Source organism: Catelliglobosispora koreensis DSM 44566, from assembly GCF_000379685.1.
In the GTDB taxonomy this organism is placed as follows: Bacteria; Actinomycetota; Actinomycetes; order Mycobacteriales; family Micromonosporaceae; genus Catelliglobosispora; species Catelliglobosispora koreensis.
In genome coordinates this window covers 73,923-86,266 of record NZ_KB903249.1, presented here as the reverse complement: position 1 = coordinate 86,266, position 12,344 = coordinate 73,923, and the positions used below count along the sequence as shown (strand labels likewise).

Here is a 12,344-nt window from a genome sequence, read left to right as displayed (position 1 = left end):
TCAGAGCTGGTAACGGTACGCGACAACGTCAGGCCCATCCGTGGACTTGAAGGTCACGTAGATCCCATTCTCATCGGCGGTTACACGGTGGACGGGTTGCGCGACCGGATGCGCCTCCGTCCACAAGTGCCGGCCCTGAGTGTCCAAAACGGACAGTCCACGTTCGTGGGCGGCGATGAGGTAACGGCCGGCGGGATCGGTGGCCAGCCGGGCGCCGCGAGCCGGGTACTGCCAGACCTGCTCCCCTTTGTCCAAGCTCACCGCGGACACGCGGTCGGCGGCGATGACGGCGACATCGCCGAAAGACTGGAGGTCGGAGACCGGCGCCTGCCACGGCGTACGCCATCGAAGCCGCCCGTTGGAAACGGAACGTGAGCTGATCACCGACGCCTCACGGAAGATGGCGAAATCGCCGGAGAAGAAGCCCTCCGAGCGCCGCCATGCCGGGTCCTGCTGACCGGGCGGCGTGCCTGGCGCGGTGCTCGGCTCATCGATCAGCGTCCACAGCACCCGGGCGTTGGTGAGCTGACGCAACACGAGCCGGCCCGACTCTCGCATGAGGACAGCCGTCGCCGATGACGCCACCGCACGAGCCGGGCGGCTGAGCTTCCAGCACACTTCGCCCGACGGCTCGATCGCCACCGTCTGGGACAGGCTGCGCGCGATCACGAAGTCGTCGATGACGAAGACACCGTCATAGGAGTCGGCCGAGGTGGCGGGATACTCCTTGATCTGCTTGCCGGTCACCGGGTCAAGCGTCCAGAACTTGCGCATATCGCTGAGCAGGAGGTGATTCTTCCACTGCCACAGGCTCAGCAACGGTGACGGCATTCCCTGGGTCCACAAGCGCGATCCGCCGGGCGAGGCGGCGAAGACCGTGGTGCCCGAGGCGGCCACGATTTTGTTTCCGCTCACGAGCACCCGGGCACCCTCGGCGCCGGGCGGTTGCGGTTCAGCGCCGGACTGGTGTTGCCACATCACGCGAGTGGGCGGCGGTGTCTCCTCAACGGACATCGTCTCGCTGGGGCTGACCGCGGAAGGTGAGGTCCGTTGGCGTGGCCGCCATAGGACCGCGCCCGTCAGCAGCCCAGCCGAGAGCACCGATCCTCCAATGAGGACCTTGCGGCGCGAAGGCTTCGGCGGTTTCGGCAACTGGGTGACCGGCAACGGCCCTGCCGCCGCCCACCAGCCGTGGGCGGGCCGCGCGACATTCATCCCGGTGAGGATCTGGCTGAGCTCCTCAGCGGTCGGCCGGTCGGTCGCGTGCTGCCCGATACAGCGCACGATGACGCCCCGGCACACGGCTGGGACCTTGGACAGGTTGAACCTCCCGAGGGCCACCTGGGTGATCTGCTCATAGAACGTGCCCTGGTTCACCAGGGTCTGCCCGGTCGCCGCGTAGTAGAGCGTCGCGCCCAGCGAGAAGATGTCGCTGGCCGCCGTGGCCGGGCCGCCGTTGATGCGCTCCGGCGCCATGTAGGCCGGCGTTCCGATCATCACGTTTGCCGTGGTGGCTCCGCTGTCGGGTGTCATCGCGATGCCGAAGTCGATGATGTGCGGCCCGTTGGCGTCGATCAAGATGTTGCCCGGTTTGAGATCCCGGTGCACGAGCCCCGCGCCGTGGATCGAGGCCAGCGCTTCGGCCAGGCCAGCCGCGAGCACGAGCACCGTGTCCGCGTCGAGCTTGCCCCGCTGGGCGATCCACTCCTCCAGGCTCGGCCCGTCGACGAACGTCGTGGCCAGCCAGGGCCGCTTGGCCGTCGGGTCAGCGTCGATCACCGCCGCGGTGTAGAGCGGGCTGACGAGCCGCGCGGCACCGACCTCCTTGGCGAACCGGTCACGGTACTGCGTGTCGTCGGAGAACTGCTCCTTGAGCACCTTGATAGCTACCCGGTGACCGCCGCGCGACAATCCTAAGTAGACACGGCCCATGCCGCCACCACCCAGAACGCCGATCAGCCGGTAGGACGCGACATATGCCGGATCACTCCGGGTAAGAGGCAGCACGGCAGGATGGTACACATAAATGTCTAGATCACTGCCCAGGTGTTCAGCCAAGTTTCGCTAGCCGGCCATATGCTGCGGGAGTGCTAGATGATTTTGAGGCGCCGCCCGCTTCACGGACAAACCGTGCCTAACCTGGTCCGTCGGCTGTTCGGCAAAGATGATCCTGAAACGCTTATGCGCCAGGCGATCGTTGCCTGGAAGCAGGGCGACCGGACGCTGTTCTTTACGGCGCTCTTGCGCGCCGATCATGCCGCGCTGGCCATCGTTAGCCCGGGATTCATCGTGGACGCCGACGCCGTAGCACGCCGCGTCTGGGACTGGCCGCAGCGGATCGCCCCAACCACTTCGGGTGAGATCGCCCTGGCCAGCATGCACAAGGATGGCCGCCTGCGGGCGGAAGCGATCGAGCTGATGATCTGGCGACCCGAGCTATTGCCGTTCTTGGCGGTCCGCACGAGCGACTGGGTCGGGCCGGTCCGGTCCCGTGCGCTGGAGATCCTGACACGCTGGCTGCACCTCGACCCGGTGCGGATGCTGCCCCAGCTCGCCCCCATCGCCCTCCTTCTGCAGCGCCGCGAGCGGGCCGCGCTTCTGGCCGCACACGTCACCACGGCGATGCTTTCGGCGCCACGCCAAACGCTCGAAGACCTGCTCAAGCAGCACGACACGGCACTGCGGCGGCTCGCCTTCAATATGTTGACCTTCCGCGATCTCCTCAGCCCGAAGCAGCTCGCCGAACTCGCTTTGTCCGATCAAGACGTCAAGGTCCGAACGTTGGCTGCGGAGCGGGCGGCCAAGGAGGCGGTCTGGCGGCAGCTACCCGAAGCCATCAAGCCGCTGACCCGCTCGAAGCTGCCCATGGTTCGGGCCAACGGGCTGCTCGCGATGATCCGATGTGGACAACTGCCGCTGGAATTCCTGGGCGATCCGGCTCCCGTCGTGCGCGCCCTCGCCCGCGACGCGGCTAGCCGTCAGGGAATCGATGTTCCCGCCTGGTACCGCGAACAAGTAACAGCCGCACCGACTCCCGGTGTTATCGCGGGACTCGGCGAAGCAGGCTTGGCCCGGGATGTGCCCTTGCTCGCGGGATTCCTCGATGATCCGTCAAAGCGCCGCAGGACGGCGGCTACCCGGGCATTTGAAAAGCTAAAGAAGCAGGGGAAGGCATGAAACAAGGGACGGTTTGGGTGGTGGCCGGGGCACCGGGCTCGGGAAAGACGACCGTCGCACGGGCGCTGGCGCGGTTGCTCGATCCGCCAGGAGCGTTGCTGGACAAGGACACCATGTATGGCGAGTTCGTGGCGGCGACCCTCAAAGCCAGCGGGCGGCCGTTCGGCGAACGAGAGGGCGCGTGGTATGACGAGAACGTCAAAGCTCACGAATATCGCGGCATGGTGCAAACGGCAAGGGAGATAAGGTTTTCCGGCTGCCCCGTCGTGCTTTGTGCTCCGTTCACGAGTCAGATCCGCGACGGTCAGCTCTGGCACGAGTTCGCGCAAGACCTTGGTGGCGAACAAGTCCGGCTGCTCTGGGTGCGCAACGATCCGCGCACGCTCAAAGAACGCTTGCTGACACGGGGCTCACCACGCGATGGCCAGAAGCTCGACCGCTTCGAGGAGTTCACCGCCGCGGCCAAGCCCGACAGCCCGCCCACGGTCGCGCACACCGTGCTCGATAACACCGGCAGCCTCATTGAACTCACCGCCCGGCTCCAGCACGTGCTAGCGCAATCCAGCTAGCATCTGCCACCGCACCTGCGTGGATCGTTGCCCGGCAAGGCAAGCGCCGCCCGAACCGGCAAGAAACGTCACCGAATCACTCCGCGCCGCCGCCTTGGTCGCCACCAGGTGACGGCACAGGTCGGTGGCTTCCCTCAGTCCATAGTGGACACTGAACGCGTCCGCTACGGTCAGCAATCCCGGCAAGCCATGGCAGAAACCGCTTCGCGCCTCGGATGGGTCATCGGCGAAGTACAGGTCGCTGTCCCAGGCCCAGCACAGCGAAGCCATCGCCGCGAGCGCCCGCTCGGTCAACGCTGGCTCTTCCAGCAGCCGTCCGGCCTCGGCCAGCTGCCAGGCCACACCCGGCGTTCCGTAACACCACGCTTGCCGTTGCCCATCAACACTTTCCGCCAGATCACCGCGCCCCCAGGTGATCACGCCGCGGCTGCAAAACGTTGCGGCCCTATCCAGATGGTGGGCCAGCAGGCCGATCGCCGCCGCCAGCTCATCGCACTTTTCCACCCCGAGGGGGTACGCCGTGAGCAGTGCCGCGAGCACCCCAGGCAGTCCGTGCGCTAACCCGTGGTTGTAGTGCCCCGCGTTCCAAGCCGTGTCCGGGCTCGGCTCCTGCCACCCGTGCCGCAGGCGTGACAAGTCGCCCGAGCACAACGCGAGCAGATAGGTGACCGCTGGCTCGATGTGAGCGAAAGTCGCGCGGGGAAACGACGCCAGAGCGAGCACGACGCCTGACATTCCGCTCACGATGTCGTAATCGTGTGAGTAGACATGTTGCGGCACAACAGCTTGCCTTGTCCACTGCACGAGGCGGTCCCGCGCCGCTTCGGCGACGGGCCGAAGCCGCGGTTCGAGTTGCATGGCATGACCCAGCCCGGCGACGGCTGAGGCGAGCCCGCCGCCGTGCAAACGCGCCGGTGGCAGTCCTTGCCGTTGCGCTTGCACCCAAGCCAGCAGTGGCGCCGGGTCGTCATCCGCGTTGAGGCGGGCGAGCACCGGTACCGAAAAGTCGCCGTTCATAAGCACTCCCAGCACGTCGAAGCCACGGGTGGGAGGTCCACCCACCCGTGACTGGCCCGGGTTAACGGATCAGAACGTGTGGCAGCTTCCCGGCCGGCAGCAGCTGTTGTTCGTCAGGGGCTGGGCGCTGGCGGGCTCGAGTTCCTTCAGCTGCTGGAAGTCGGCTTCCAGTTCGGCGATGAGGGAGTCGACGTCGTCGAGACGCAACTGAACGCTGTCCATAAGGGATCACCTTTCCGTTGGTTCACCGCGGGGTGGCGGCGTTCCCCGCTGGTGCGGGGAGTTTGTGGGGTGGCAGCCGTAACAGGAGTTCCGCGAGGTGTCCGGTGGGGCTTGTGGCCGGTCCGGCTCGCACGGGCAGCTGACCAGGGGCGGGCAGGAGTTCAGTGAGCAAAAGGGATGACGTGCCAGCCGGTACGGCGGCGAAGGCACGCAGCGTGCTTAGGCTCTCCAAGTCGGCCACGGCCGGCTCGTCGTGTGGGTCGGCGGCGAAGTGGACCCAGCGCGGCAAACCGAGCCGCCCCCGCCAGCGGTGCAGGTGCCGGGCTTGCCGCAGCGTGCTGTCCGCAGGATCGGGTAACTCTGACCGCGGCACGAGCCATTGCGCCGGCGACACCGTCAGTCCACTCCCGACGGTCAGCCGGGGGACGTGGCGGCGCGCGGGGAACGCGGGCAGGGAGTAGTTAAGGGGACGCCACTGACGGCGGTCAGCCTGCGGCGAGGCGCGCAACAACAGTCCCCGCACGACTTCCCAGGGCGCCTGCGGCACCCGAACGCTATGGGTGATGGGCCAGATCCGCCCGCCCTGTGCCTCGGCGACGACTTTGCCGCCCTCGGACCGCAAAGTGATGCCGGACAAGGGAATGTGCTCGCGTGGCGATTCCGCTGGCGCGGGAAAGTAGCCGGCCAGGTCGGGATCACCTGTCCACAGATCGGTATATCCCGGCCGGCGGACCGCGTTGGCGGCCAGTGCCGACAGCGGCGGGATGAGCAGCTCCACAAACGGCACACCGTGCAGAGCTGACAACGATCGCAGAAACTCGCGGTACTCGGCGACATGCGGCGGCTCGCCAGCGAAGTGGGTAAGAGCCGGGATGAAACGAGCGTCAAGCAAGCCGGCCGGGGCTAAATCCTGCAACACAGCGGACAGTCCCGGCACACCCGCGACGGGGCGTAGCAAGAAATCCATCGGCCACTCGACTTCAGGCTCGGGTGCGTCGAAGGCGTCCAACGCCGCCGCGCTGATGTCGATGACCGTCCCGTTCGCCCGATCCGGCAGCTGAACCTCCAGCCAGCTAATGAACTGCCCGTAAGGCGATTCGGGGTCCCGGGCGAGGGGCCAGTCGTGGCGGTGCGCCGCTTGCCCGTTCGGGTCGACGTCGCCGTTCACACAGTCGGCGACGATGTCCAGCAACGGGCGCGGTTCAAGCGTGACGGCCGCCGGGATCGGCGGGCGCACGTTCGAGCCGTCCAGATCGGTCAGCGACATCAGCCGCAGCGCGAGCCCCAGGTCGGCGGCCAGCTGCTTCTGGTGTGCGGTCGCCATCACCGCACCAGCGCGCCGGTAAACGTCAACAAATGCCGTGTGCGGCGACCCGGCCGGATCCTCATGGCGCGATCCGCCTTCCGCCACGCCGCTGCCCTGCGGCCAAGGCGCGATCGCGCTGGCCAGGCGGGCCGACGTGGGGGAACCCGTGCGAACGGCATCAGCCGCTGGCGCCTCCGGCCGCAGCCGGTGGGCGCTCAAAGCGCGCCATGGCACATGAACCGACGAGGGCGGCGAACTTGTTCGCAGGACACCGATTCCGGCGAGGTGCGTCAGGAAGCGCAGCAACACTTCCTGCGCGGACTCGTCCGGGCCGGCGAGCCTGGACAGAAGCTCACCGGCCCGCTGTGGGCCGGGATGGATGGCGGCCCACACCGCGTCCATGACTGGCGTGCCGCGCAGTCCGACACGGACGAGTCTTGGCGGATCGTCACCTTGCACCTGCCATACGTGAATCTGCTCAGGTGACCGCCAAGCTAAGGGGGCGAGCGTCAGCATCGTGTCGGCGTCCACAGTGGACGCTCCGTGGCGGGCCTGCTCGAAATTCTCAGTGACTTCGGTGGCGGCGACATCGGTCACGGGCAAAACGCCGCCGGGCGACCAGGCTCCATCGTCGGCGATCGACAGCAGCGTGACGTGCGCGAGCCAGCCCCGCGGCGTAGCCCGCGTGGCGCCCCGGCGCAGCAGCCGCCATAAGTAGTCGCTGCGCTGGCGCATTCGCTTGGTGGTCCACGGTTCTCCGGCGCCGAGCCGGGCGGTGATGTCGGTGCTCAATGCCGCGTGGCGCAAGACTTGCCGCCCCGCTGGCGTGCTCTGCAGCAGGCCCCAAGGCAACGCGAGCAGACGGTTCTCGTCTGCTGCCAGCTCTTGCGCCAGCTCCTGCTGCTCGTTGCCGATACGCTCGGCCGTGCTGGCCAGCGCGCGCATCCAGGCCGCGAGAGAGGGCGTGAATGGCGCCGCGACGTCGGCCAAGGCGAGAAGGTCAAGGGCGGCAAGGGCTCCCTGATGCAGCTCCCGCCGCACCTTCAGCGCCAGCCTGCGGCCCTGTTTCGGCAATCCGTCGTGCACGACCAGGTGCGTGCCGATCTGCTCGGCGAGCTCTTCTGCCTGCTGCGCAAAAGCGCTGAGCCGCTCTTCCAGCAGCCCGATGCGCACAAACAACCCGGGGGAAGCCGCTTGTGCCACATCGGACAGAGGAAGAGCGGCAAAGCGCAGCAGCGTGCTCACGGGCGGGAGGCCCGGTCCGCGAGTGCTGCCGCGATAAGGGCCTGAGTCACGGCAGAGAGCCTGCCCCGGTTCCAATGGAAGATGGTCGCGAACGCGGCCGCTTCGCGCGGCCCGATAACCGTGGTGTGACTCTGGAAATAGCCCTGCAACCATTGCCCGCCAAGGTCGGCGAGCTGTTCCCCCGCTGCCGCTGCGAGCGCGGCGGCCTCCGGGGGCAGACTGGCCCGCAATTCTTGCGGATCTGCCCATGCCGCACGGATAGCGGAGGTGACTTTGGCGGTCCGGTCGCCTTCCATTCCGGACGGAAGCACCCTGAAAGCCTGTCGCTGCACGCGTTGCCAGACCTCAAGGTCTTCCCAGCCGGAGATCCCCAGCCCGTTGAACAGATGCCGAAGCAGGGCCAGTGAGAACGCCCAGTTCGGGGTCTGCGTAGCGAGCTGGTGGAAGGCGAGCCAAGCCTGCGCGTCGGCGGTGAAAACGCGGTGCACGAACCGCATCGAGGACGGTCCACCGAAGAGGGCTTCTTCTGGCTCGTAAACGCCCGGCTCGATAGTCACGCCGGGGTGTGCCAGCGCTGCCGCGATCTGATCGGCGAGCGCGCTACTCGTTTCGAACCGGACGCGCAGTCCAGGTGGCTTGTGCATGAAGAAGAAGTTGGCCGCCGCACCCGAAGCCAGCATGTCGCGAGCCACCTCGGCGAGCCGTGCGCAGAAGGACCGGTAGTGCTGCGGATCGACCGCGACTCCACATTGCACCCAGGACCGGCTCGGGGCCATGCCATCAACGGCAGCCAGTCCAGCCGCGACGAACGCCTCCGCACGGTCGCCTAGGAGCGGGAGAAGCACTGCCGTCAGCCGGTCTGACTCAAGGCAGGTCTCGTGCACGACCACCATGGCGTCATACTCTTTCGGGGTGTGCGGGCGCCCCTAGCCGACAAAATTGACGGCTTGACATATTGGCGATTGGCTCTACAAGCTGCGGCCATGATGACCGTGTCGGTGGTGGACGACGATCAGATGCTCCTCGATGGGCTGCGCGCGTGGATCGAGCGTGTCCCCGAGGTGGAGCTGTTGCGCACCGCCCGCACCGTCGATGAGCTGCTAGCTTATCCAGGCCCACCCGCCAGCGTGGTCATCCTCGACCTCCTCCTCGCTGACCGCTCCGACCCCGTGTGCAATGTGCACCGGCTGACCGAGGCGGGCAGCAAGGTGCTCGTCATCAGCGTGGTGCCTTCGGCCGAAATGGGGACGAGGGTGGTCAGGGCGGGCGCAGACGGATACCTGACAAAGGACCATGACTTGAATGCCTTGGTGGAGGCGGCCCGTCAGATTTCGGCGGGGCAGATGGCCCACTCACCCGAGCTGGCGTTCGCGTGGCTTTCTGACCGCGATTCGGAACGCCCGCATCTGTCCCCTCAGGAGCGTGCCGTGGTTCTGGCCTACGCCTCGGGCATGACCTTGGCCGCGGCCGCCCGCAAACTGGGCATTCAGCCGGCCACCGCGAAGAATTACCTCGACCGCGTCAAGGAGAAGTACCGGCTCGCCGGGCGTCCGGCCTACACGAAGCTAGACCTCGCCTCGCGCGTCCGCGAAGACGGGCTGTTGCGCTGACGTCGCCGCCGGCCAGATCAGATCGACCACGGTCCCATCGCCGGGCATGGAGAAGACCTCGGCTCGCCCGCCGACCTCACGCATCCGTTGCGCCACCGAGGATGTCAGCCCGAAGCCAGGCGGCATGGCTTCGGCGTCAAACCCATCGCCGCGGTCAACGACCCGCACCGTGACCGTGTCGTCCTCGCAGAAGACCGTCAGCCACGCATCACTTGTCCCCGAGTGCAAAGCGACGTTGTTGAGCGCTTCCTGGCAGGCGCCGGTAATGGCCGCGACCACGTTATCGGGCAACTCGACAGGCACCGCCGCTGTGGCGAATCTGATGCGCAGTCCCAAATCCGTTGCTGACGCCGCGACTTGGGCGAGACCGTCCGTCAGGTCGCCGCCCGCCGGATCGCTGGAGATGAGCAGCCGCACATACTCAGCGTCAGCCGCGCAACGCCGCCGCACCTGCTCGGTTTGATGATCCAGGCCGCCGCGGGCGATGGCGGTCAGGGTCGTGAGCACCGTGTCATGCAGCCGCCGGAACTGAGAATGCCTTTCCGCGTAACGGGCTTGCCGGTTCTCGATCGCGAGCCGTTGCCGCGTCAGCTCTTCCAGCCGCGCCGCCTGCCCCCGCAGATAACGAGCGATGAAATGCAAGATAACCGCGAACCAGAGGTACGAATTGAGCCTGGTCAAAACGTCTATGAACCACGCGCGTTCGTCGCCGAGATTGTCTTGGTGCGCAAGCACATAGAACAGGGCGGGCGGCGCGAGCCCGATTACTAGCAGGCGCAACGGCATCGTCGCCCCGAGCAGCGCACCGGTCGCGAATAAGGCCGACGAGGACCAGTTGACCGCCGACGTCAGCCGGTCGGGCAACGGCGTGTTCGCGGTGATGACGATCAGCAGAACGCACGTCACGGCGACATCAACAGCGATCATCCAGCGGGAGAACCAGCCCGCTTTGCGGACCGCCAGCACGAGCACGACGTTCCACAGGACGGCCGACGCGAGCATGACGACATTGAGCCGGTCGCTGAAGTAGGGCGTCTTGTCAGCGAAAACGCCTGCGGCGGAAGGGATCACATAACTTGCGCGCTGGGCGATCAGGAGCATCGCCACGAACCGGTGCACCCGTTCCTGACCCGGCTTTTGAGCCAGGTAAGAGGGATCACGCCACCCGAGCGATGCTCCGATGCCCATGTCAGCCTCGCGCGGTGAGGAAGCCGTCAAACGTGCGCTGATCGCGCGTGTAGCTATAGGTCGCCCAGCGCAATTCCACCGCGTTGCCGTCACGGTCGCGGATGATGCGCAGCTGCTCGCCCACCTCGCGGCCAGAAACCGTTCGCAGCACGTTGGTTTCAGCCGTCTCAGCGAAGATCGCGGGCGGCATTTGCGCCGGGGCACCGACCATGCGGGCGTTGAGGGCGTTGTTGTGCCAGCCGAAGACGTGCTCGAAACCTTCGGCCCACCACCGGCCCAGCACGGACTGATACCGCTCGGGTGCCGGTGTGCCCGGCTCCCACGGCGCGATGTCGGCCGGGTCCAGCTCCACGGCAGCGCTTAACAACTGGTGTGGCAGACCGATAATCTCATCGGCCGTACCAGATGAGCCCAAAGCCGCCGCCCCGAGTGCCTTTGGCACGCCTGGTCCACGCCGTCCCTGGGCGCTGGCGAGGAATCCTGGCATCGCGCCGTCGTGTCCAATGTGGACGGTCCAGTCCCCTTGCGGCTGCACCATCAGCCCGAGCCCGAATCCAATGGCCCACCGTGCGTCATTGGTCAGGGTGACCGGCCACCGCATTTCCTCCACGGTGAGCGCGTTGAGCACGGCTCCCGTGGGGTCGACCGTCGCCGGGTCGGCCAGGAAGGCGCCCCACTTGGCCAGGTCCGCTGCTGTGCCCCACAGTTGCGCGGCCGCCTCGGTGCCGTCAAGGTCGAGGATGCGCTCGGGCTTGGCGTGGTCGGAGTAGGCGTCAACCTGGTACCCGATAGCCGATTGCGGCCCCGGCTGCGCCGACAGCGAGGTGAGCCCGAGCGGCCGGAAGACCCGGTCGCTGGCGATCTCAAGCCATGGCACGCCATGGATCTTCGCGACGAGCTGGCCGAGCAGGGCGTAGGCGAGATTCGAGTAGTGGAACCGGCGTCCCGGCGGCAGCACCTGCTCGGCCTGGGCTAGTTCGGCGATCAGCCGCTTGGCGTCGGGAGAGACGCCTTCCGGGGTCCAGATGTCGCCATGCGGTTCGCGCTGCACTCCTGATGTGTGCGACAGCAGCCGCCGGATGGTGGCCGAACCAAAGGCCGGAACGTCCAGGTGAGCGCCGAGCGTGTCGTCCAGCTCAAGCAGCCCAGCGTCGCGGCACTGCATCACCAGCACTGCGGTAAACGTCTTCGTGATCGATCCGATGCGGAAAGTCGTTGCCGCGTCTAGGGAACGCTGGGTGCCGGACTGTCCGATCTGGAACGTCCATGGCTCGCGGTCACCGCGGTAAATGGCTACCTGTAAGGCGGGCACACGAGCTTCGGCCTGGGTTTGCCGGGCGATTCGCTCAAGCTGCCGCTGGACTGTGGCTTCCAAGGCTGCATCCATCCGTGAGTGTCATTGTGGGGTGACACACCATAACCCACGGAAACGGGCCGGGACCCCATGGAGTCCCGGCCCGCGACGATGCTTACCTGACGCTGGCCCGGTCAAAGAAGGCCGACGATTCCTTCGTGTACAAGAAGTAGATCGCCGCCAGACCCGCCAGCCACATGAGCACGTTGATAACCATGCTGATCCCGTGCGGCCGGGGCACGCTGAAGAAGGTGTAGATCGTGCCAATAGTGTTAATGGCGAACAGGACGGTCGCCACGATGCGGGCCCACTTCTTGCCCTTGCCATTCGCCATCGCCATCCAGATCCACAACAGCAGGCCGATGAGGCCGCTAGCGATGGCCGTTGGGGCCCATGCCGTGGATGCGTTGTCAACGAGCTCGTTGACCCTGGCGACGGACTCGCCGTCTTCGATGAGCGCGCGGCGATAGGCGTCCATCACCTGGGTCTTCGTCGTCAAACCGATGATGGTCGAGAGTGCACTCAGCGCGGCGCCCGCGTACATGGCCCATACGGCGTTCTTAATGGACGGTGGGGCCACGGCCGCGACTGCGCCTGGCTGGCGCGGTGGCACGGGCGGTTGCGGTTGCGAGTAAGTCATCGTTTGCCCGCCTTTC

The 12,344-nt window shown here is 66.7% G+C and carries 11 protein-coding genes; 3 read left to right on the top strand and 8 right to left on the bottom strand.

The genetic code is table 11. The features are described 5' to 3' along the window. On the bottom strand, positions 1–2,007 hold the full coding sequence (locus tag A3E1_RS44235) for a serine/threonine-protein kinase (RefSeq protein WP_157631229.1): 2,007 nt from the start codon (positions 2,005–2,007) through the stop codon (positions 1–3). A 123-nt stretch (positions 2,008–2,130) separates the two neighbouring features. Here A3E1_RS44235 and A3E1_RS38160 point away from each other — a divergent pair, with 123 nt between their 5' ends. Both A3E1_RS38160 and A3E1_RS0100435 read left to right on the top strand, forming a co-directional pair. Next, positions 2,131–3,177: a hypothetical protein gene (locus A3E1_RS38160; RefSeq protein WP_020518779.1), complete on the top strand. Its 1,047-nt coding sequence runs from the start codon at positions 2,131–2,133 to the stop codon at positions 3,175–3,177. Further along, positions 3,174–3,746, top strand: coding sequence for an AAA family ATPase (locus A3E1_RS0100435; protein ID WP_020518778.1), 573 nt, complete (start codon positions 3,174–3,176; stop codon positions 3,744–3,746). Before A3E1_RS38160 ends, A3E1_RS0100435 begins: the two co-directional genes overlap by 4 nt. Here the strand turns inward: A3E1_RS0100435 and A3E1_RS0100430 are convergent. From A3E1_RS0100430 to A3E1_RS38155, 4 genes are all read right to left on the bottom strand, one after another. Then, positions 3,729–4,763: a lanthionine synthetase LanC family protein gene (locus tag A3E1_RS0100430; protein ID WP_026207933.1), complete on the bottom strand. Its 1,035-nt coding sequence runs from the start codon at positions 4,761–4,763 to the stop codon at positions 3,729–3,731. The two genes, A3E1_RS0100435 and A3E1_RS0100430, sit on opposite strands and share 18 nt — an antisense overlap. A gap of 69 nt (positions 4,764–4,832) precedes the next feature. Then, on the bottom strand, positions 4,833–4,985 hold the full coding sequence (locus A3E1_RS46785; RefSeq protein WP_020518776.1) for a hypothetical protein: 153 nt from the start codon (positions 4,983–4,985) through the stop codon (positions 4,833–4,835). A gap of 22 nt (positions 4,986–5,007) precedes the next feature. Beyond that, positions 5,008–7,536, bottom strand: coding sequence for a lantibiotic dehydratase (locus A3E1_RS0100420; RefSeq protein WP_020518775.1), 2,529 nt, complete (start codon positions 7,534–7,536; stop codon positions 5,008–5,010). Next, positions 7,533–8,429, bottom strand: coding sequence for a thiopeptide-type bacteriocin biosynthesis protein (locus A3E1_RS38155; protein ID WP_020518774.1), 897 nt, complete (start codon positions 8,427–8,429; stop codon positions 7,533–7,535). Before A3E1_RS38155 ends, A3E1_RS0100420 begins: the two co-directional genes overlap by 4 nt. A gap of 90 nt (positions 8,430–8,519) precedes the next feature. Here A3E1_RS38155 and A3E1_RS0100410 point away from each other — a divergent pair, with 90 nt between their 5' ends. Then, complete coding sequence (locus A3E1_RS0100410) at positions 8,520–9,146, top strand: response regulator (RefSeq protein ID WP_020518773.1); 627 nt, start codon at positions 8,520–8,522, stop codon at positions 9,144–9,146. Here A3E1_RS0100410 and A3E1_RS44230 read toward each other — a convergent pair. The 3 genes from A3E1_RS44230 to A3E1_RS0100395 all read right to left on the bottom strand — a co-directional run bounded on the left by A3E1_RS44230 (position 9,102) and on the right by A3E1_RS0100395 (position 12,328). After that, positions 9,102–10,334 carry a sensor histidine kinase gene (locus A3E1_RS44230; RefSeq protein ID WP_020518772.1) on the bottom strand — a complete coding sequence of 411 codons (1,233 nt, stop codon included), beginning with the start codon at positions 10,332–10,334 and terminating at the stop codon, positions 9,102–9,104. The genes A3E1_RS0100410 and A3E1_RS44230 overlap by 45 nt on opposite strands. Before the next feature lies 1 nt (position 10,335). Further along, positions 10,336–11,721 (bottom strand): serine hydrolase domain-containing protein, encoded by a 1,386-nt coding sequence (locus tag A3E1_RS0100400; protein ID WP_020518771.1) that lies wholly within the window; start codon positions 11,719–11,721, stop codon positions 10,336–10,338. Between the two features lie 82 nt (positions 11,722–11,803). Then, positions 11,804–12,328: a hypothetical protein gene (locus A3E1_RS0100395; RefSeq protein ID WP_026207932.1), complete on the bottom strand. Its 525-nt coding sequence runs from the start codon at positions 12,326–12,328 to the stop codon at positions 11,804–11,806. Positions 12,329–12,344: the final 16 nt, after the last annotated feature.

What these genes read in the sequence shown, in the direction of transcription:
- A3E1_RS0100435 (WP_020518778.1), top strand. Translation starts at nt 3,174, where the DNA reads ATGAAACAAGGGACGGTTTGGGTGGTGGCCGGGGCACCGGGCTCGGGA.
- A3E1_RS0100430 (WP_026207933.1), bottom strand. Translation starts at nt 4,763, where the DNA reads ATGAACGGCGACTTTTCGGTACCGGTGCTCGCCCGCCTCAACGCGGAT.
- A3E1_RS46785 (WP_020518776.1), bottom strand. Translation starts at nt 4,985, where the DNA reads ATGGACAGCGTTCAGTTGCGTCTCGACGACGTCGACTCCCTCATCGCC.
- A3E1_RS38155 (WP_020518774.1), bottom strand. Translation starts at nt 8,429, where the DNA reads ATGGTGGTCGTGCACGAGACCTGCCTTGAGTCAGACCGGCTGACGGCA.
- A3E1_RS0100410 (WP_020518773.1), top strand. Translation starts at nt 8,520, where the DNA reads ATGATGACCGTGTCGGTGGTGGACGACGATCAGATGCTCCTCGATGGG.
- A3E1_RS44230 (WP_020518772.1), bottom strand. Translation starts at nt 10,334, where the DNA reads ATGGGCATCGGAGCATCGCTCGGGTGGCGTGATCCCTCTTACCTGGCT.
- A3E1_RS0100400 (WP_020518771.1), bottom strand. Translation starts at nt 11,721, where the DNA reads ATGGATGCAGCCTTGGAAGCCACAGTCCAGCGGCAGCTTGAGCGAATC.
- A3E1_RS0100395 (WP_026207932.1), bottom strand. Translation starts at nt 12,328, where the DNA reads ATGACTTACTCGCAACCGCAACCGCCCGTGCCACCGCGCCAGCCAGGC.